This window comes from Phenylobacterium sp. (genome assembly GCF_036677185.1).
GTDB lineage: Bacteria > Pseudomonadota > Alphaproteobacteria > Caulobacterales > Caulobacteraceae > Phenylobacterium.
Map to the genome: position 1 here is coordinate 17,399 of NZ_JAKFEN010000013.1, position 19,678 is coordinate 37,076.

Annotated in this window: 18 protein-coding genes; 5 read left to right on the plus strand and 13 right to left on the minus strand. The window is 69.2% G+C overall.

Annotated elements, in window-relative coordinates:
• Window positions 1–17 precede the first annotated feature (17 nt).
• Genes V6M51_RS03730 through pgi form a run of 3 tightly spaced genes read right to left on the minus strand, consistent with a single transcriptional unit; the run spans window position 18 to window position 3,249 of the window.
• Window positions 18–764 (minus strand): SDR family oxidoreductase, encoded by a 747-nt coding sequence (locus tag V6M51_RS03730; RefSeq protein WP_332764757.1) that lies wholly within the window; start codon window positions 762–764, stop codon window positions 18–20.
• Window positions 761–1,624: an SDR family NAD(P)-dependent oxidoreductase gene (locus tag V6M51_RS03735; protein ID WP_332764759.1), complete on the minus strand. Its 864-nt coding sequence runs from the start codon at window positions 1,622–1,624 to the stop codon at window positions 761–763. Before V6M51_RS03735 ends, V6M51_RS03730 begins: the two co-directional genes overlap by 4 nt.
• 14 nt (window positions 1,625–1,638) lie before the next feature.
• A complete protein-coding gene (pgi, locus tag V6M51_RS03740; RefSeq protein ID WP_332764760.1) occupies window positions 1,639–3,249 on the minus strand; it encodes a glucose-6-phosphate isomerase in 1,611 nt (536 codons plus the stop codon).
• Window positions 3,250–3,354: 105 nt separating this feature from the next.
• Between pgi and V6M51_RS03745 the strand changes: the two genes are divergently transcribed.
• A complete protein-coding gene (locus V6M51_RS03745) occupies window positions 3,355–3,801 on the plus strand; it encodes a hypothetical protein (protein WP_332764762.1) in 447 nt (148 codons plus the stop codon).
• A gap of 32 nt (window positions 3,802–3,833) precedes the next feature.
• Here V6M51_RS03745 and V6M51_RS03750 read toward each other — a convergent pair whose 3' ends face one another.
• The 3 genes from V6M51_RS03750 to V6M51_RS03760 all read right to left on the minus strand — a co-directional run bounded on the left by V6M51_RS03750 (window position 3,834) and on the right by V6M51_RS03760 (window position 7,126).
• Window positions 3,834–5,969, minus strand: a complete 2,136-nt coding sequence (locus V6M51_RS03750; protein WP_332764764.1) for a protein-disulfide reductase DsbD family protein — start codon at window positions 5,967–5,969, stop codon at window positions 3,834–3,836.
• Window positions 5,970–6,214: 245 nt separating this feature from the next.
• Window positions 6,215–6,499 (minus strand): hypothetical protein, encoded by a 285-nt coding sequence (locus tag V6M51_RS03755; RefSeq protein ID WP_332764766.1) that lies wholly within the window; start codon window positions 6,497–6,499, stop codon window positions 6,215–6,217.
• Between the two features lie 60 nt (window positions 6,500–6,559).
• A complete protein-coding gene (locus tag V6M51_RS03760) occupies window positions 6,560–7,126 on the minus strand; it encodes a GNAT family N-acetyltransferase (protein WP_332764768.1) in 567 nt (188 codons plus the stop codon).
• Between the two features lie 123 nt (window positions 7,127–7,249).
• Here V6M51_RS03760 and V6M51_RS03765 point away from each other — a divergent pair, with 123 nt between their 5' ends.
• Window positions 7,250–7,642 (plus strand): acyl dehydratase, encoded by a 393-nt coding sequence (locus V6M51_RS03765; protein ID WP_254834812.1) that lies wholly within the window; start codon window positions 7,250–7,252, stop codon window positions 7,640–7,642.
• Window positions 7,643–7,702: 60 nt separating this feature from the next.
• On the opposite strand, the gene V6M51_RS03770 is transcribed toward V6M51_RS03765, so the two are convergent.
• A complete protein-coding gene (locus V6M51_RS03770) occupies window positions 7,703–8,497 on the minus strand; it encodes a SapC family protein (protein ID WP_332764771.1) in 795 nt (264 codons plus the stop codon).
• 201 nt (window positions 8,498–8,698) lie between these two features.
• Between V6M51_RS03770 and V6M51_RS03775 the strand changes: the two genes are divergently transcribed.
• On the plus strand, window positions 8,699–9,580 hold the full coding sequence (locus V6M51_RS03775; protein ID WP_332764773.1) for a MaoC/PaaZ C-terminal domain-containing protein: 882 nt from the start codon (window positions 8,699–8,701) through the stop codon (window positions 9,578–9,580).
• 186 nt (window positions 9,581–9,766) lie between these two features.
• Window positions 9,767–10,570: an acid phosphatase gene (locus V6M51_RS03780; RefSeq protein WP_332764775.1), complete on the plus strand. Its 804-nt coding sequence runs from the start codon at window positions 9,767–9,769 to the stop codon at window positions 10,568–10,570.
• Here V6M51_RS03780 and V6M51_RS03785 read toward each other — a convergent pair.
• The 5 genes from V6M51_RS03785 to V6M51_RS03805 all read right to left on the minus strand — a co-directional run bounded on the left by V6M51_RS03785 (window position 10,567) and on the right by V6M51_RS03805 (window position 17,195).
• On the minus strand, window positions 10,567–11,103 hold the full coding sequence (locus V6M51_RS03785) for a GNAT family N-acetyltransferase (RefSeq protein WP_332764777.1): 537 nt from the start codon (window positions 11,101–11,103) through the stop codon (window positions 10,567–10,569). The genes V6M51_RS03780 and V6M51_RS03785 overlap by 4 nt on opposite strands.
• Window positions 11,100–11,630: a GNAT family N-acetyltransferase gene (locus V6M51_RS03790; RefSeq protein WP_332764779.1), complete on the minus strand. Its 531-nt coding sequence runs from the start codon at window positions 11,628–11,630 to the stop codon at window positions 11,100–11,102. The genes V6M51_RS03785 and V6M51_RS03790 overlap by 4 nt, the downstream gene beginning before the upstream one ends.
• A 175-nt stretch (window positions 11,631–11,805) precedes the next feature.
• Entirely contained in the window at window positions 11,806–12,684 is an 879-nt protein-coding gene (aguB, locus tag V6M51_RS03795; RefSeq protein WP_332764780.1) for an N-carbamoylputrescine amidase, read from the minus strand.
• Window positions 12,684–13,691 (minus strand): agmatine deiminase family protein, encoded by a 1,008-nt coding sequence (locus V6M51_RS03800; RefSeq protein WP_332764782.1) that lies wholly within the window; start codon window positions 13,689–13,691, stop codon window positions 12,684–12,686. The genes aguB and V6M51_RS03800 overlap by 1 nt, the downstream gene beginning before the upstream one ends.
• 123 nt (window positions 13,692–13,814) lie before the next feature.
• Window positions 13,815–17,195: a TonB-dependent receptor gene (locus V6M51_RS03805; RefSeq protein ID WP_332764784.1), complete on the minus strand. Its 3,381-nt coding sequence runs from the start codon at window positions 17,193–17,195 to the stop codon at window positions 13,815–13,817.
• A gap of 212 nt (window positions 17,196–17,407) precedes the next feature.
• On the opposite strand from V6M51_RS03805, the gene V6M51_RS03810 reads away from it, so the two are divergent.
• Window positions 17,408–18,964, plus strand: coding sequence for a glycosyltransferase family 39 protein (locus tag V6M51_RS03810; protein WP_332764786.1), 1,557 nt, complete (start codon window positions 17,408–17,410; stop codon window positions 18,962–18,964).
• Here V6M51_RS03810 and msrA read toward each other — a convergent pair.
• Entirely contained in the window at window positions 18,933–19,535 is a 603-nt protein-coding gene (msrA, locus tag V6M51_RS03815) for a peptide-methionine (S)-S-oxide reductase MsrA (protein WP_332764788.1), read from the minus strand. The two genes, V6M51_RS03810 and msrA, sit on opposite strands and share 32 nt — an antisense overlap.
• Window positions 19,536–19,678 lie beyond the last annotated feature (143 nt).

Genomic DNA, 19,678 nt, shown 5'->3' on the forward strand with positions numbered 1-19,678 from the left:
TTTCTATGTTGTTGGGTCTAGCCGATGACCCCGACCCCGCCGGTGGCGGCGATGACCTGGCCCTGGATGAACTCGGCCTCGGGGGAGAGCAGGTATTCCACCAGCGAGGCATAGTCCGCATCCCGGCTGGCGCGGCCGGAGGGGTTGGAGCGGGCGGCGCGGTCGACCACCGACTGTGCGGCCTCTTCGCCCCCCACCATGGCCGCCACCGAAGTGGTGTGGACCAGGCCCGGCGCCACCCCGTTGATCCGCACCCCGCGCGGCGCCAGCTCGGCCACCAGATAGCGGACGATGGCCTCGGCCAGGGCCTTGCCGACCCCGAGCGCCCCGTAGTTGGTCGACGGGATCCGCGCGCCCATGCTGGTGATGAACACCACCGAGGAGCCGCGCCCCAGCAGGTGCTGGGCGGCGTGGACCAGGTAGAGCAGCGACAGGCCGTTGGTCTCCACCGCCTGGCGGAACCGCGCGAGGTCGGCGCCCAGCAGGGTGGTCGGATAGATCATCGCCGCGGAATGGACGATGTGGCTGAGGCCGTGGCCCAGGCCCTCGACCGCTCCGATCAGCGCCGCCGAGCCCTCGATGGTCCCGACGTCGCCCTTGACGAGGTCGACCCCCGCCCCGGTGGCGGCGATCTCGGCGCGGGCGGCTTCAGCCGCCGCCTCGTCGCTGTGATAGGCCAGCACCACCCGGCCGTGGACCGGGGCCAGCCGCCTGGCGATGGCCAGGCCAATGCCCTTGGTCCCGCCCGTGACCAGGACGGTCATGGCTGGGCGGCCGAGAGGTCGGGGGTCTTGTAGTCCATGCCTTCCAGGGCCGGACTGGCGTCGGCGGCGTCGAAGCCGGCCATGATCGCGGCGAACCGCATCTGCACCAGGCCGCGCATGTCTGGGTGGGTGAAGATATAGGGTTCGTCGGCCAGCACGGCCTCCAGCACCCGCTTGCCGACCCGCTCCGGATCGATCCCGTTGTCGACGGCGGAGTCGGCGACGATCTCGCTGACCGTCGGACCGCCGTACTGGGCCTGACGGGCGCGACCCGACTGGTTGATCTTGGTCTTCACGAAGCCGGGGCAGAGCACCGCCACATGGATGTTCTCCGGCGCGAGCTGGCGCATCCAGCCCTCGGACATGGCGACCACCGCGTACTTGGTGGCGCTGTAGGGCTCCATGCCCGGCGGGGAGATGAGGCCCGCCATCGAGGCGGTGTTGATAAAGCAGCCGCCCTCTCCATGGCTGCGAACCAGGGGCAAGAAGGTCTCCATGCCGTAGACCACGCCCATCAGGTTGACCGCGACGATCCAGTCCCAGTCGGAGGGCTTGATCTCGCCCACCGGCCCGCCGACTCCGACGCCAGCGTTGTTAGCCACCAGGTGGACCTTGCCGAAGGCCTCGATGGTCCTGGCGGCGGCGGCCTCCATCGCCTTGCGGTCGGCGACGTCGCAGATCACGCTAGCGGCGCGGATCTGGCATTCCTGCAGGTCAGCGACGGCGGCCTTCAGCGGCGCCTCCTCGATGTCGGCCAGCATGATGTTCATGCCCGCCTCGCCCAGGGCGTAGGCCATGGCCAGCCCCAGTCCGCTGGCGCCACCGGTGATGAAGGCGGTCTTTCCCTTGAGGTCTTGCATGAGGCGCTCCTGGCTCAGGATTTCAGACGGTCGATAAGGTCGGCGGTGGACGGATCGTGCGCCCCCGGCGCCCCGCCTTCCAGCTCTTTGAGGACAGCGACGGCCAGGGTCTTGCCCAGCTCCACCCCCCACTGGTCGAAGGAGTTGATCCCCCAGAGCACACCCTCGACGAAGGTCTTGTGCTCGTAGAGCGCCAGCAGGGCGCCCAGGCTTTGCGGAGTCAGGGCGTCCAGCAGGATGAAGCTGGAGGGCCGGTTCCCGTGGAAGGTCTTCTGCGGCGCCAGCTCGTCGACGGCGGCCGGCGCCATGCCCTGGCCGGTCAGCTCGGCGCGGACAGCGGACTCGGACTTGCCGACCATCAGGGCCTCGGCCTGGGCGATGGCGTTGGCCAGCAGCTTGGCCTGGGAGGCCGTCTCGCCCTCGGAGGCCCGGCGCACGGCCAGGATGTCGATGGGGATGATGTCGGTCCCCTGGTGCATCATCTGGAAGAAGGCGTGCTGCACATTGGTGCCGGCGTCGCCGAACACCGTGGTCGAGGTCCCCCGCGCCACGGCCCGGCCGTGGGCGTCGACCTGCTTGCCGTTCGATTCCATCTCCAGCTGCTGCAGGAAGGTGGGGAGCAGATGCAGCCGCTGGGCGTAGGGGACCACGGCGCGGACGGGACGGCCGAGGCCGTTGCGGTTGAAGATGTGCGCCAGGGCCAGCAGCACCGGGGCGTTGGCCGCAAGCGGCGCGGTCTGGAAATGGCGGTCCATGGCGTGGGCGCCGTCGAGCAGGCCCTGGAAGGCGTCCCAGCCAAGCGCGATGGCGCAGGAGAGCCCCACCGAGGACCAGACCGAATAGCGGCCGCCCACCCAGTCGCCGAAGCCGAACACCTGGTCGTCGGGCACCCCGAAGGCGGCGGTCTCCCTGGGCGCGGCGGAGACCGCGATCAGGTGACCGTCGCCGGCCTGGCCGAGGGCGGCACGCAGCCAGGCTCGGGCGATCTGCGCGTTGGTGAGGGTCTCCAGGGTGGTGAAGGTCTTGGAGACGACCACCACCAGGGTCTCGGCGGGATCGAGGCCGGCCAGCGCCAGGGCCATGTCGGCCGGGTCCACATTGGCCACGAAGCGCAGCTCGATGGCGGGCTCCACCGGCCGCAGGGCGTCCCAGACCAGGCGCGGCCCGAAGTCGGAGCCGCCGATGCCGATATGGACAATGGATCTGAACCGCTGGCCGGTGGCGCCCAGCTTGGCGCCGGAATTCACCGCCAGGGCGAAGGCGCGCATGGCGTCGCGGACGGCGTCGATGCCGGCCGAGACCGGCTCGCCGTCGGCCTTGAAATCGGCGCCCGCCGGCGCGCGCAGGGCCATGTGCAGGGCCGCGCGGCCCTCCGAGGCGTTGACCACGGCGCCCGCGAAGTGCCGGTCGCGCGCCGCCTCGATCCCGCCGGCGCGGGCCAAGTCCAGGGCGATCTCGAGGTCGGCCTGGGACCAGGGCTGTTTCGAGAGATCGAGATAGAGCCCGGCGGCCTCCAGCGACAGGGCGCCGACCCGGTCGGGTTCGGCGGAGAACAGGCTGTCGATTCGGCGGTCGCGGGCGGCGTGGGCGGCGGCTTCCAACTTGGACCAGGCGGCTTTGAGCATGCGGCTAAGTTCGGCCCTCTTGCGGCGGTAGCAACGCGTTTACCCTGCGGGGGTAGCAAAAGCCTCCAGCCCTGTCTTTCGCCATTCGCTCTTTGGGGGACCGCCATGTCCTGCGACGTCGCCACCGCCATCGCCGTGCTCTGGCTCGCCGCCGCCCCGGCCCCGGCCGGCGCGGGGATCAGCCCGCCGCCCCCGCCGCCCGGCGTCTCGGTGGCCCGCGAGCCGCTGTTCGCCGACATCGTCGCCCGGGCCGGCGCGCTCAAGGCCGCGGTGGAGGCCTTCAAGGCCACGCCGCCGACCCCAGCCTTCAAGCAGGGGATCGCCGAGTTGGCGGCGCTGAACATGCGCGGCCATCTGGAACTCGCCAAGCGGGGTACGGACGGCGACCTGAAGTGCATCCTCAAGGGGATCGCGGAGGACCTGCCGCTGAAACTGAAGGCGCTGGAGGCCGCGGCCACCGACAAGGACCGCCTGCAGGCCGTCCAGGACCTGGGCTACCTGCTCAACGACAATGTCGAGGTGATCACCACCCCGCCCGAGGGACAGGTCTAGGGGGGGGCGGCCGCTAGGCTGGTTCTCCAGGGTCAGCGGTTCTGGGCGTCCTTCAAGGCGCGGACGACCAGGCCCTCGGTCAGGATCTGCGGCAGGATAACGCCGTCGCCGCCCTTGGCGCCGTAGACCAGATAGAGCGGCACGCCGGCCCGGCCGTGCTTGGCGAGTTCGGCGGCGATCTCGGCGTCCTTCCGGGTCCAGTCGGCCTTCAGATAGATGGCGCCGGTCGCCTTGAAGGCGTCGGCGACGCCCTGACTGGTCAGGGCCACCTTCTCATTGACCTGGCAGGTCACGCACCAGGCGGCGGTGAAGTTGACGAACACCGGCTTGCCGGCGGCCCGGGCGGCGGCGAGCTTTTCGGGGCTGTAGGTTTCGTAGGGAACCGAGGCCTGCGCTGGAGCGTCGGGAGCCGCCTTCGTCATCTCCTCGGAGACGCCATTTTGCCAGAGCGCGGCGCAGACCGCCGCCAGGCCGAGGGCGGCCGAAGCGCCGACAAGTCCGATCGGCCGACCGCCGGCCGCCAGGCGCCGCTGCGCCGCGCCCGCCAGCCAGGCAGCGAGAGCCAGCAGCACCGCCCCGGCGAGAACGCCCGCGAGCGCCATGTCCCCCGCCTGGACAGCCAGCACCCAGGCGAGCCAGGCGGCGGTCCCGTACATCGGGAAAGCCATCAGCTTCTTGAAGCCATCCATCCACGGGCCGGGCTTGGGCAGTCGGGTCAGGAGCCCCGGTAAAAAAGCGGCCAGCGCGAAAGGCGCCGCGAAACCGAGACCCAAGGCCAGGAAGACCGTTAGAGCGGCCGGCGCGCTCTGGGTGAGCGCCCAGCCGAGGGCCGGAGCCATGAAGGGCGCCGTACAGGGGGCCGCCACCACCACGGCCAGGGCGCCGGTGAAGAAGGCGCCGGCCAGACCGCCGCGGCCGGCCAGGCTGGAGCCCGCGCCCTGCAGCGAGGTCCCGACCTCGAACACCCCGGAGAGGTTGAGCGCGACGGCCAGCATCAGCAGGGCCAGGCCCGCCACCACCGGTGGCGACTGCAGCTGGAAGCCCCAACCCACCGCTTCACCGCCCGCTCGCAAGGCGATCAGCACCCCCGCCAGCGCCAGGAACGTCGCCAGCACGCCCGCCAAAAACGCCAACCCCTGGCTTTGGGCGGCGCGTCGGTCGTGGGCGTGGCCAGCCAGGGAGGTGGCCTTCATGGCCAGGATCGGGAAGACACAGGGCATCAGGTTGAGGATCAACCCGCCCAGGAAGGCGAAGGCCGCCGCCAGGGGCAGGCCCAGCGCCACGCCGCCGCCGGACGCCTTGGCCGGCGCGCCCAGGCCCGAGGCGCCGGCCGGCAGAGCGCCGGCCTGGGCCGAGATCTCATAGGCCTTGCCGCCCAGGCTGAGCACGCCCGTCATCGCCTTGGGGCCTGCGCCCTCCTGGAAGGCGTAGCCGGGGGTCAGGGTCAGGGTCAGGGTCAGGCCGTCGGGGCCGCGCTCGATGGCCTGGGGTTTGGCATGGTCGATGACCGTGGAGTCGAACGGGAAGAAATAGGCCTGGGCGAGGTCGACGTCCTTCAGGGCGGCGCCGGTGATCGCCAGGGCGACATTGCCGCCCTGCTTGGCGAAGGCGGCGTCGAGCCCGGCTGGGGCTGGCGCCTCGGCCAGGGTCTTGGCGATGGCCGCGCCCCACTTGGCGTCGGGCTGGGCCAGGCCGTCGGCCACCGGCAGGGTGAGGGTCAAGACCGCGTCCTCCGGGACGCAGATCTCCTCGCAGACCAGGAAGGCGGCGGCGGCCTTGAGGGTCACGGTCTCGCCCGGCCTGGCGCTGGCCGGGACCGTGATCGGCACGGGCAGCAGCACCTCGTCGTGATAGCCGTAGTTCATCAGCGGGCCGGTCGGCTGGCGTTGGGGGGTCGGCCAGACGATGTCGCCAGCGGTCCAGCCCGCGGGCAGGGTCCAGACCACCTTGGTGGCCTCGCCGCTGTCGCCGGAATTGCGCCAATAGGTGTGCCAGCCCTTGTCGATCTTCTGGCGCACGGCGACATAGGTGGTGGCGCCCGGGGTCACGGTGGCGTCGCGGGCCACCAGTTCGGCGACCAGGTGGCCGGTGTCCACCGGCTGGGCCATGGCCGGGAAGGCCGCCAGCACGGCCAGGGCCGCCGCCACTCTCGCGAAGAAACGCGTCATCCACTCATCCCGACAAGCTGTGCAGGCTATATGGCCCGGCGCGGGCTATCCGCAAAGCTACGTGGGGGGCGGCAGGGGCGTCCCCCAGATCCTCCCCCAGCGCGCAGCGCGATTTGGGGGAGGTGGATCGTCTGCTCCTTCGCGACGAGACGGAGGGGGTTGAAGCGCACTGAAGCGAGTCAAAGTCCCCCTCAGTCAGCTACGCTGACAGCTCCCCCAGAAGGGGAGCATCTGTTCGGCGCGGCTCAGAGCGTGATCCAGCGCCTCGGCCACTTCCAGCCGAGGGGGCGGACCTCGCCGGGCTTCAGCGCCAGGGCGCGGACGGTCTGGGCGGAAAGCTCGCTGACCACATGGACCGGCTCCAGGCCGCCGACCGGGCTGCCGGCCACCCCGCCGATCAGCTGGGCCTTGTCGATGGCGGTCCATTCGGCCTTGTTGCGATCCTCGTGGCCGACGGCGAAGAAGTGGCGCAGGGGCGCGGGTTCCCCGGCCAGCTCCACCATCACCCCGATCATCCAGCCGCTCGCCATGGCGCGGTCCTAACACGCCTCCGGCGCGGTGAAGATGGCGATCTCGACGGGGCGCGTGATCTAGCGTCTTGCCCGGAGATCCCAGTCGGCCCGGGTCAGGGCGTATTCGACATCGCCGTGCTCAGCGCCCGCGATCACCTCCGGCCAGTCGTCGAAAAAGGTGCGGACATAGGTCAGGCCGACCTTTTCCATCACCCGGCGCGAGGCGAGGTTGACGCTCATGGTCAGCGCGAAGACCCGCTCGAGGCCGAAATCGGCGAAGGCCTTCTCCACCATCAGGGCCGCGCCCTCCGTGGCGTAGCCCTGTCCCCAGGCCGCGCGGCGCAGGCGATAGCCCAGCTCGGCCTCGTCGGGCCCGCGCGCCGGGTCGGGCCGCAGCGAGAACCAGCCGACGAAGCCGCCGCTCGCCTTCTCCACCGCCGCCCAGATCCAGCAGTCCAGGCGCCCGCGGCCGGCGATCATGCCAGGCAGGTTCTCCACATAGACCTCCCGCGGGGTGGGCTTGCCGCCGGTCAGAAAGGCCATCACCTGAGGATCGGCGTCGAGCTCGACGAGGTTCTCCAGGTCACCCTCGGTGAAGGGGCGCAGGAGCAGCCGTTCGGTCGCCAGGACATTCGGCATCGCCATCCCTATCTTCGACATCAGGATGGGACGGCCTATGCTTGCGGCCAAGTGTTGCGCGGCCACACTCGACTTGTCGCGTCCACCCGCCATCATCGGCGAATCAGCGTTTATCCGGAGTGTCAGGCCATGCCCGCGTCGTTCGACGATATCGAAATGGGTCAGGTGGTGTCGCTGGGCGAGATCCCCGTGGACGCCGGCGCGCTGGACGCCTTCATCGCCGCCTTCGCGCCCGGCTGGCCTGCCGAGCGCGGGGCGCCCGACGCCATGGTCTATGCGATCTGGTGCCGGCTGGACGCCGCCTCGGCCATGGAGTGGCCGCAGACCAAGCGCCTGGGGGTCGACGCCCTGCGCTGGGCCCGCAACCCGCCGGCCGGCGAACTGCTGCGTGGCCGAATGACGGTGATGGGCAAGGATCCGGTCGGCGACGGCAAGGGCATCGTCATCGCCCAGCACGACCTGCTGGACGAAGCCGGGCGGTTGGTCTTCTCCTGCCTGACGCGGAGCGTGTTCTCGCGGTAGGCCAAACAGAAACGGCGGACCTCGCGGCCCGCCGTTTCGATTGTCGGCTCGCCGAAAGCCCTAGGCGTTGGCCGCCTGGGGCTGGGCGTTGAGGCGGGCGGTGGCCAGCGCGATCAGCCGATCCCAGCCGACCAGCGAGTTCAGGTGGCAGTAGATCTGGCCGAGCGCGCCGTTGTCGCGCAGCTCGATGAATTTCTCGGCCGGCAGGGCGTTGAGCTTGGTCTCCGAGACGCCGAAATACTCGGCGACCTTCTGGGGCTCGCCGGCGGTGCCGTCCGGATTGGTCGGGGTGAAGTTGGCGGTCTTCAGCTCGAACAGGTCCAGGTCCTTGAGGATCTGCACGAAGCTGGCCGTCCGCTGACGCTCGGCCTCGTAGTCGTTGCAGAACTGGATGCAGCCCTGGGTGTATTCGCTCGGCTGGCCCTTGTCGTCGAAGAAGGCCATGTCGCCGCCCTCGACGATGAACTCGGCGGCGCGGTCGATGCAGAGGATCATCTGGCCGGCGGCGCTGTCATTGGCGAACACGAACGGGTAGCGGCGGATATAGGCCGGGATGTAGACGCCGGGCTCGAACATGCCGTCGTCCTGCAGGAACATGTTGGTCCCCGGGTTCAGGCCCATGACCTGGAGCGGGATCTTCTCGTCGCCGACGAAGATGATCGGACCGCAGACCGCGCCCAGGCTGAATTCGGTGACGGTGATCGGAACGGCGTGGCCTTCGCTGGCGAATTTGAAGGGTCCGTCCATGCGCTTGACGCCGAGGCTCTTGTGCAGGTCGACGGAGAGCGGCTCCGGCTTGGAGTAGAACAGCACATTGCCGGAAATCTGGCCCGAGCCGGTTTGGGTGGTCGCCATTGCTGAGATGATCCTGGGCGATTGAAGTTGGAACGTCGGCGGACCGTTCGAGGGCCCGTTCCGACAAGGTCGCCGCTTCTACCCGATGCACGACGGGGCGGCAAATGGGCTCGCGCCCTGCTTGCCTCCGCGGGGCCGAACGGCTTCAATCCGCCGCATATCAAAACGCCGCCAAGGCGACATACCGGAGGATATATTTTCATGGCGATTTTTTACCCCGACATTCTCGATCAGAAGACCGCCCCGCGGACCTTCAGCTACGGCGACAAGGACGTGATGCTGTACGCGCTGGGCGTCGGCCTGGGTCAGGACCCCATGAACGAGACGGAGCTCGGCTTCGTCTACGAGAAGAACCTCAAGGTCGTGCCGACCGCGGCCACGGTGCTGGCCTCGGGCCTGCGCGGCGCCGCCGGCCCCGCCCCGGAGATGCCCGCCGGCCATCGTCCCAGCCAGATCAATTTCCTGATGGTCGTCCACGGCGAGCAGAAGGTGGAGCTGCACAAGCCGCTTTCCGCCCATGGGACCTACACCGCCAGCGGTCGCACGGTCGGCGCCTATGACAAGGGCGAGGGCAAGGGCGCGGTGATCATCAACGAGACCGTCTGGACCGACGACAAGGGCGAGAAGGTCGCCACCTTGACCGGCTCCACCTTCGCCCGCGGCGACGGCGGCTTCGGCGGCCCCTCGGAAGGCGCCCCTGAGCCGCACCAGGTCCCCAGCCGTGCACCTGACCTGTCGGTGGACTTCACCACCCGCGAGGACCAGGCCCTGCTCTACCGCCTGAACGGCGACCGCAACCCGCTGCATTCCGATCCGGACGTCGCCAAGCGGGCGGGCTTCCCGCGGCCGATCCTGCACGGGCTGTGCACCTACGGCATCACCTGCCGCGCCGTGCTGCAGGCGATCACCGACTTCGACCCCGATCAGATCCTCAGCCACCAGGCGCGGTTCTCGGCTCCAGTCTTCCCGGGCGACACCATCACGGTGGACCTCTGGAAGGACGGCAAGAACATCTCCTTCGAGGCCCGGGTGAAGGAACGCGGCGCCACGGTGATCAAGAACGGCCTGACCGTCCTGCGGTAGCCTTTTTCCTCCCCCATTGATGGGGGAGGGGGACCGCCCGCAGGGTGGTGGAGGGGGCGAGACCGAGCGCGGCGCGTGAGGCCGCCCCCTCCACCAGCTACGCTGGTCCCCCTCCCCCGTTCCCGTTGGTCACGTGGGAGGAAGAGCCCCGTTCCCAATTTCCGGGAGCCGTTCTAGAGAGGGGTCATGTTGCGCACGCCCAAGCTCCTCGCCGGCGCGGCCCTGGCCGCAGCCCTCGCCGCCTGTTCCAGCCTGACCCCCGCGCTCGCGCCGGCCGCCGTGGCGCCCGTGGACGAGAGCCTGGTCGCCCATCCGATCCCGACCAACCTGACCGGCTATCTCGCCGCCGGCGCCATCGACGCCGCCGCCCTGCTGGGTCCGCCGCCGGCCCCCGACAGCCTGCGCGGCCAGGCCGACCGGGCGCGCTATCTGGAGACCCGGTCCCTGGAGGGCAGTCCCCGCTGGGCGCAGGCCAAGATCGACAACGACCTGTGGGGCGGCGGGGCGCTGAAGCAGTACGCCTGCAAGATGGGAGTCGCCATCGACGCCAGGCAGACCCCGGCCACCCTGCGGGTGCTGGAGCGGGTGGAGCTGGATGTCCGCACGCTCGGCAAGCCGGCCAAGGACCACTACAACCGCCCTCGCCCCATGGTCGGCGACGACCGGGCCATCTGCGTCCCGCGCGAGGACTGGATGAAGACCAATGCCTCCTATCCCTCCGGCCACGCGATGACCGGCTGGGCCTGGGCGCTTGTCCTGGCCGAGCTCATGCCCGCCAAGACCGACGGCCTGCTGGCGGTCGGCAAGTCGGTGGGCGACAGCCGCGCCATCTGCGGCGTGCACTATCCCAGCGACATCGAGGCCGGCCGGACGCTCGGCGCGGCCATGGTGGCGACCCTGCACGGCGACCCACAGTTCCAGGCCGATATGCGCAAGGCCCATGCCGAGATCGCCCGCGCCAGGACCGCGCCGAGCGGCTGCGCCGCCTAGGGCCTCTGGGCCACATAGACCATCGAATGGCGCAGCGGGCCGTCCCGCGGCTGGTCGGGATAGTCGAAGTCCAGATCCGACCGCCGGGTCATGCCCAGCCGGCGCATCACCGCCTGGGACCGGAGGTTGCCCGGATTGGTGAAGGCCCAGATCTCGGGAAAGCCCAGCCGGCCGAAGCCGTCGGCGATGGCGGCGGCGGCGGCCTCGGTGGCGTAGCCCTGGCCCCAGGCGTGGCGGACCAGCCGCCAGCCCATCTCCGGGACGCCGGCGATCGGCAGGGTGTGGAAAGCCGGCATGATTCCGCTCCAGCCCAGGAAGGCGCCGTCGGCCTTGCGCTCCACCAGGAAGCGACCGTGGCCATTGGCCTCCCAGCTCGCCTCGACCCGGTCGACACGGGCGTCGGCCTCGGCGCGGGTGAGCGTCCCGCCCAGCCATTCCATGACCTCGGCGTCGGCGCAGATGGCGGCGAAGGCGTCGCGGTCCCCGGGCTGGTCGAAGCGGCGCAGCACCAGGCGATCGGTCTCCAGCCTCATCGGCGCGCCACATAGACCACGTGGCGGCGCAGGGGATGGTCCTCCGCCAGCCTCGGATGGTCGAAATCGCGGGCCGGGTCGGCGACCATGCCGATGCGGGCCATCACCGCCTGGGACTTGAGATTGGTCGCCGCGGTGAAGGCGATGATCTCGGGGGTGTCGATATGGCCGAAGCCCCAGTCGAGCGCAGCCCTCGCGCCTTCGGTGGCCAGGCCTCCGCCCCAGGCGTCGGGGATCAGCCGCCAACCCATCTCGATGGCCGGCCCGACGGGAAGCGCGTCCGCCTTGACCGTCGCCAGGCCGATGAAGCCCACGACGCGGGCGTCGGCCTTGCGCTCGGCGGCCCAGAGGCCCCAGCCATGTTCGTCGATATGGGCGTTGATGCGGTCCAGGGTTGCGTCGCTGGCCGCCCGGTCGCTGGTCCCGCCCAGCCATTCGCCCACGCGCGGGTCGCCGTTCATGGCGGCGAAGGCGTCGCGGTCTTCCTCGCGGAAGCGGCGCAGGATGAGGCGGGGGGTCTGGATCATGCGGCCAGGGTAGCCAACCTAGTGTCATCCCGGAAGCCGCGCAGCGGCTGTCCGGGACCCATACGCGCCTGATCTCTCCGCGCTGGCGAGGCCTTGGCCAAATCCTGGACCATCAGGTGTTCATGGGTCCCGGTCTTGCTTCGCAAACCGGGATGACAGCTTGGGCGTGTGGGGCTCAGGCCGGGCGCGGCGCCGTCAACGCGCCGTAGAGGTCGGTGCGGCGGTCGCGGAAGAAGCCCCAGGCGGCGCGGTGGGCGGCCAGGAAGTCGAGGTCGAAACTGGCCTGGACTAGGCCCTCGTCGTCGCGCCCCAGGGCCGAGACCAGGTCGCCGCGATGATCGGCGATGAAGGATGATCCGTAGAAGGCCTGGCCGCCGTTGGGGTAGTTGTCCCAGGGCTCGAAGCCGATGCGGTTGGCGCCCACCACCGGGATCACGTTGGAGACCGCGTGGCCCTGCATGGCGCGCCGCCAGGGGGCGGCGGTGTCGAGGGTGGCGTCGTGCGGCTCCGAGCCGATGGCGGTGGGATAGAACAGCACCTCGGCGCCCATCAGCGCCATGGCGCGGGCCGCCTCCGGATACCACTGGTCCCAGCAGATGCCGACGCCCAGGCGGCCGAAGCGAGTGTCCCAGACCTTGAAGCCTGTGTCGCCCGGCCGGAAATAGTACTTCTCCATATAGCCCGGGCCGTCAGGGATGTGGCTCTTGCGGTAGACGCCCATCAGCGAGCCGTCGGCGTCGACCATGACGAGGGAGTTGAAGTAGTGCGGCCCCTCGCGCTCGAAGATCGAGATCGGCAGCACCACCCCCAGCTCGGCGGCCAGCGGCGCGAGGGCGGTGACGCAGGGATGCTCGCGCCACGGGTGGGCCTGGGCGAACCAGCGCTCCTCCTGGGCCACGCAGAAATAGGGACCCTGGAACAGCTCGGACGGCAGGATCACCTGGGCGCCGTTCGCCGCGGCCTGGCGGATGAAGTCCTGGGTCTTGGAGATATTGGCGGCGAGGTCCGTCCCGTAGGCGGTCTGGATCGCGGCGACATTGATCGTGCGGGCCATCAGGCGGGCTCCTGCTGGGTGATGCAGTGGAACGATCCGCCGCCGGTCAAGATGGCGTTGGACGGCAGGCCGATGACCTCGCGGTCGGGAAACACGCTCTTCAGGGCCTCCAGGGCGAAGTCCGCGGCGCGGCCCGGCTTGTAGGTGGGCATGATCACCGCCCCGTTGGCGATGATGAAGTTCATGTGGCTGGCCGGGGCCGCCCCGCCCTCGTGGCTCTCGATCCAGCCCGGCGAGGGCACGCGGACCACCTGCAGCGGCCGTCCCTCGGCGTCGGTCATGCCGGCCAGGCGGCGCGCGGCGTCGTCATAGGCCTCGACGTTCACATCGCCCCGGCCGAAGGCGACCGGACAGACCACCACCCCTGGGGCGACGAAGCGCGCCAGGTTGTCGACATGGCCGTCGGTGTGATCGTTGGCCAGGCCTTCGCCCAGCCACAGCACCTTGCGGGCCCCCAGGGCCTGGGCGAAGGCGGCCTCGGCGGCGGCTTCCGTCCAGCCGGGATTGCGGTTGGCGTTGAGCACGCACTGGCCGGTGGTCAGCACGGTGCCGATCCCGTCGTGGTCGACGGCGCCGCCCTCCAGGATGAAGTCGTGCTCCGTGAGCGGAACACCGGAGGCCGCGGCGATCTGGCCGGCCACCTCGTCGTCGTGCTCCAGCTCGTAGCTGCCGCCCCAGCCGTTGAAGCGGAAGCCACGGGCGGTGTCGCCGTCCGGCCCCTTGGCGAAGATCGGGCCGGTGTCGCGCAGCCAGATGTCGCCGAACCGTCCAGGGACGATCTCGACCCCCGCCACCTCGCCCAGCAGGCGCCGGGCGTCGGCCTCGCCGGCGGCTGACCCGGTCAGCAGGCGCACGCGCTCGGCGCCGGGACCGGCCAGGGCGCGGGCCAGGGCGGCCACCTCGGCCTGGGCCTCCGGCAAATCCTCCTCCCACAGCTCCGCATGGCTGGGGAAACCCAGCCACATGGCGCGGTGGCGAGCCCATTCGGCGGGGACGAGCACGGTCATGGTCTTCCTACGGCTATCGGACGCGCGCAGATGGGCGGAGCGGGCGCGCACGTCAAGCGCGGCCTAAGAAAAGGGCGGCCGCATCGCTGCGACCGCCCCATGTCTCTCGGAGAACCGTTCGACTTAGAACGAGTACTTCACGCCGAACTTCACCTGCCACAGCGAGCGGTTCGGGGCGTCGGAGTTGGCGAAGCCCTTCACCCCGGGAGCGAAGTTCGAATAGGTGTACTTGCCGTTGGCCAGCGCCACGCCGACGATCGGCGCCGCGTAGAAGAAGTCCACCTGGTCGAGCGCGCCCCATTTGTTGTTGAGCATGTTGCCGACGTTGATGATGTCCATATAGGCCTGCAGCTTGGCGCCGCCCGGGAAGAAGGCCGGGAACTCCTGGCTGAAATGCAGGTCGAAGCGCGTGACATCGTCGCTGCGGAAGCCGTTACGCGGCGAGATTCGGCCGGAATAGTCGCTCAGGCCGGTGCTGCGGATGTAGTCGTTGAAGGCCGCGAGGTTGAAGCCCGCCGCATAGGCGACGATCGGGTCGCTGGTGGCGGTGACATTGCCCGAACCATCGGTCTTCGGAACGTAGAAGAGCTGACGGTTCGACGCGCCATCCCCGAAGATCGCCAGGGAGTTCGTGCTCGAGAGGTTGTAGACGAAGCTATAGGGCAGGCCCGAGCGATGCTCGGCGAACAGGGTGACGTTGGTCTTGTTGTCGCCGAAGAACTCCTTGGTCCACGAGAGGCGCCCCTTGAAGGAGTGCTTGATCTCGTAGTTGGAGGTCGCCAGGCCCGGATCGTTCATGTCGGCGGTGGCCACCTGGCCCCAGTTCGAGAAGGCCACCGAGCTGGTGCCCGGATTGACGTCCTTCGCGTCCGTCAGGGTGTAGCTGAAGCTGGCGTCGATGCCGTTTTCCCAACCCTTGGCGACGCTGAAGGCCCAGGACTGCTGGAAGCCTTCGTCGGTGTTGGTCAGGATCAGGTCGTTGCCGGTGTCATTGCTGGGCGCGCCGGTGACGAACAGACCGCGCTCGGGACCGCGACGATAGATCGGACGGCCGTCCGGGGCATAGCCGATGGGGCTGAGCCCGCCGCGATAGTCCTGCCACAGGACGCCCTTACGGACGTCGCCGCGCAGAAATTCGATGGCAAGCTGGTAGTTGTCGCCCAGGTACGGGAAGTCGACCTCGGCCGACAGGCTCAGGCTGCTCTTCCAGGTTTGCACCGGGTCGAAGTTGGGATCGATGCCGTTGACGCCGGCGCTCTTCTGGATGTTGACGATCGACGCCTTGGTCGGATCGAGCAGGCTCTCCACCACCGCGGGCAGGTCGAAATAGTTGGTGAGCTGGGCCAGGACGGCGTTGTCGGTCGTGCCTGCGGCCAGGCCGCAGGCGCTGCTGGTGGCGTTGCGCAGGCAGGAGACGCTCGCGCCGAGCACGCCGGTGTTCGAGAAGCTGTTGGAAACCCAGACCGTGGCCGAGCCGCCCGAGAACAGGCCGACGCCGCCCGACACCCGCAGGTTATGCGCCGAGATGCCGGCGAACTCCGGCTGGAAGTCCGACCTGTAGTCGAAGCTGACCCGCGGCAGGACCACGTCGCGCTTGTCGAGGTTCTCGGAGTTGGAGAACCCGTAGCGCTGCAGGAAGTAGGGGTTGGCGAGCGGCTTGTCGTCCTGGGTCAGGCGCGTGTAGCGGACGCCGGCGGTGACCGAGAGGTTCGGCGTGATCCGCAGGGTGTCCTGGGCGTAGAAGTTCCAGGTGTCGAAGTCGAACTGGGCCGCCAGGTCCTGCTCGTTCCGCTGGCCGTCGCCGTTCGCGTCGACGATGGCGTTTTGGTAGACGAGCTGGTTCAGGGTGCGGGTCTGCAGGTCGGCGATGCTGTTGAAGGTGAACTCGCCTTCGGTGCGTTGGCCGAACAGGTTGAAGACCTCGAGATTGTCCTTCTCGGCGCCGATCACGAACTCATGGTCGCCCAGGGTGTAGAACACCCGGCCACGGATGCTCTTGACGGTGTTCTCAAGCTCGTTGGCGTGACGCGAGACGTCGGGGCCTGCCAGGATCCGGGTGGCCGTGCTCTGCACCGCCGGATTGGCGCCGATGGAGAACTGGCCGATCTCGGTACCTTCGTCGCCCGCCACCTCACCGTTGCCCGACTCGCCGCCGACCGGCGACTGCAGGGTCACCACTTCCTTCTTGGTGACGGTGACTTCCGAACGGAGGCTGTCGCTCCAGTCGGAGTTCAGCTGGGCGGTGTAGACCTTCAGGGCGTCGCCCTTGAGGTAGTAGTTGGAGTAGAGCGCCAGCTGGGTCGAGGAGGAGCGGTTGCCCTCGATCAGGCGCGTGCCCTCGGTCTGCTGGTAGGTCACGGCCAGGCGATGGTTGTCCGTGATGTTCCAGTCGATCTTGAGGAGCTTCTTCTCGTCCTCTTCGGGGAGCGAGAGGTTGTCCAGGATCGAGTTGGTCGTATCCAGATTGTAGTTGTAGACCGAGGCCAGGATGTTCTGGACGCTCTGGACCTGGGCCGGGGTGATGAAGGGGATCGCCGCGTTGGGGTTGCCGGCGATCACCGGCTTGCCCGAGCCCACGGGTCCGGCGATCGAACCGCGCTGAGCCTTGAACTTCTCATAGGACGCGAAGAAGAACAGGCGGTCTGGGATGATCGGGCCGCCCAGGGTGGCCGCGTAGCTCTCTTCCTTGAAGATGTTGGTGATCGCTCGGCCGTCGGTGTTGTCGCCGATCAGATCCTGGTCGGAATATTCGTAGAGCGCCGTGCCGTGGAAGCTGTTGGTGCCCGACTTGGTCACCACGTTGATGTTGGCGCCCTGGAAGTCGTTGTAGAGCACCGAATAGGGCGCCAGGTTCACCGACATCGCCTGGACCGCGTCCGACGAGATCGGGCTGCGCTGGGTCGGGTAGCCGTTGGCGTTGAGGCCGAAGTCGTCGTTCTGCTTCACGCCGTCGACGGTCAGGCTGTTGTAGCGGTTGCTGACCCCGCCCGCGAAGACCGCGTCGAGGTTCGCGGGATCCAGGGTGATGAACGGGTTGATGCGAGCGACATCCTTCAGATCCCGGCGAAGGCTGGGAAGTTCCTGGATATCGGCAAGGCTGTAGTTGCCGGTCGGGCCGCCGTTCTTCGAACCGCCGACCGCGCCGGTGACGACCAGTTCGGCCACCGCGGCCTGATCAAAGGTCACGTCGACCTCGGCCGGAGCGCCCACACCCACGGATTGCAGTCGCGAGGTTTCGGTCTGGCCGCCGGAGGTCACCGAGACGGTGTAGGGGCCGCCGACCCGCAGGCCGCGCGCCGAATAGTAGCCGTCCGGGCCGGTCACGGCCGTGACAGCCGTCGAGGTCGGCACGTGGGTGATGGTCACCGCGGCGTCCGCCAAGGGTGCGCCGTCCGCGCCCGTCACCTGACCCCGGATACCCGAGGTCGTTTCCTGCGCGTAGACCGCGCTGGACATGGCGCATACGAGCGCCGTCAGAGCCGCGCCGCCGGCGAGCCTGGTCATCATTCTCATTGAGATCCCCTCATCTATCGAGATGGGGTAGAGCTGCCCCGCCCCCCCGTCTTGAACGGTCGTATAGCGCGGAATTTGTCGGTGTGGGTGACGGATTTGTTACGGTGACGCCTCGCCGCGAGGCGGTCGCTCGGAAAGGTGGCGCCTGTCGCTTTACAGACACGCTGGCGCGCGCAACCTTCCCGCCGCTCCAGGAGACCTCGGTGGCCCGCAACGCTTTGTCCGATCACGGATTCGACGCCGAATGGCGGGCCGTCCTGCTGATCACGGCGGCCTTGACCGCCGTACGGCTGGCGGCGCTGTTTGCGACCCCTTTGGAGCTCTATCCTGACGAGGCCCAGTATTGGCTTTGGTCGAGGACCCTGGACTGGGGCTATTTCTCCAAGCCGCCGATGGTCGCCTGGACCATCTGGACCACCACGGCGCTCGGCGGTGATTCCGAGGCCTGGGTACGGCTGGCCTCGCCGCTCTTCCACGCCGGGACCACGCTCTGCATCTATGCGGCGGGGCGGAAGCTGTATGGTCCGAACGCGGCCCTGGCCGGGGCGGCGCTCTACCTGCTGATGCCCGGGGTGCAGCTCTCGTCGCTGATCGCCTCGACCGACGCGCCCCTGCTGTTCTTCATCGGCTTGGCCCTCGTGGCCTATGTAAACCTGCTGGAGGCGGAGGGCCGGCGGCGCCTGCTGCTGGCGCTGGCCTTCGGCGCGGCGGTGGGCCTTGCCTTCCTGGCCAAGTACGCGGCGGTCTATGTCCTGATCGCGCTCGTCCTGCACCTGGCCCTTTCCAAGGCGGCCCGGGCCGCCTGGTCCCTGGGCGCCGCCGCGGCGGCGCTGACGGCCTTCCTGCTGGTGCTGGCGCCCAATGTCGCCTGGAACGCCGCCCACGGATTCGCCACCGTCCAGCACACGGCCGCCAACGCCGCCTGGGGCGGGCGCAAGCTGTTCAACTTCGCCGAGCTCGGCGACTTCCTGGTCTCGCAGTTCGGGGTGTTCGGGCCGATTCCGTTCGCGGTGCTGGTCGGCGGCGCGGTGCTGCTGGCCTGGCGCCGCCGGCTGACCCCGGCCGACCTGCTGCTGCTCTGTTTCGCCATCCCGCCCTTCCTGATCGTCACCGGCCAGTCGTTCATCAGCCGGGCCAACGCCAATTGGTCCGGGGCCGGCTATGTGGCGGCCTCGATCCTCGTCGGGGCCTGGCTGGTGCGCTGGCGCGCGCGCGGCTGGCTGATCGCCGCCATCGGCTTCCAGGCGGTCGCCGCCGTGCTGTTCCTGGCCTGCGTGCTCAACCCGCCCTTCGCCGACAAGGTGGGCCTGGCCAATTCCTTCAAGCGCGCCAAGGGCTGGGAGCAGATCACCGAGAAGATGGTCGAGCGGGCCCTGCGCGAGGGGCCGGGCGAGCTCTCGGCCATCGCGGTCAACGACCGGTTCCTGTTCAACGCCGCGGCCTATTACGGGCGGGACTTCTTCGCCCTCCCCGGCCAGCCGCCGCTGGTCATGTGGCTGCGTGAAGCCCACCCGCAGAACCAGGCCGAGACCACCGCCCCGCTAACGGCGCAGGTCGGCCGGCGAGTCCTGGCGGTCAGCCTGGAGCAGGTCTATCGCGACGAGATGGCCGGCGACTTCAAGGCGGTCGCCGACCGCGAGATCGTCAGCGTACGGCTGGACAGGAAGCGCCGGCGCCGGGCCGAGCTGTTCATCGGCGAAGGCTTCGCGCCCAGGCCCCGCGACCCGGTCAGTGGTAAGCCGATCCCCATACGGCCTTGAGCGCCCGGTCGCGACCACAGCCGATCCGGTAACGGTTGTAGGCGGCGGGATTCTTCTTGGCGTAGTCCTGGTGGTAGGCCTCCGCCGGCCAGAAGGTCGACTTGCGCAGCACCCTGGTCGCCACCGACTTGCCCAGGGTCTTGGCCACCTGGGCCTTGACCTCCAGCGCCGTGGCGCGCTCGGCCTCGGTCGAGACGAAGACCGCGGTGGTGTAGGCGTGGCCACGGTCGCAGATCTGCCCGCCGGAATCGATCGGGTCGATATTGTGGAAGAAGCCGTCCACCAGCTTGGCATAGCTGATCTTGGCGGGGTCGTAGGTGACCTTCACCGATTCCAGATGACCTTCGTGGTTCCGGTAGTCCGGGTTGCGCAGGCCGCCGCCGGAATAGCCGGAGACCGCCTCGGTGACGCCGGGCATGCCCTCCATGGCCTTCTCGACGGACCAAAAGCAGCCGCCGGCGAAGACGGCGGTCTGCAGCGGGGCGGCGGCCCAGGCGGGGGCGCTGAGCGGGGCGGCGGCCGAGAGGCCGAAGACCGCGGCCAGGGCCGCGGCGGTCAGGGTCGGTTTCATAGGTCCAAGCATCTCACCATGCACCGGCGGGGCAAACCGCCGTTTCGCCGATGAGATACGGATGGATCGCCGAAGCGGATGCCCCCTCGGCTGTCATCCCGGTTTGCGAAGCAAGACCGGGACCCATACGCGTCGGGATATGC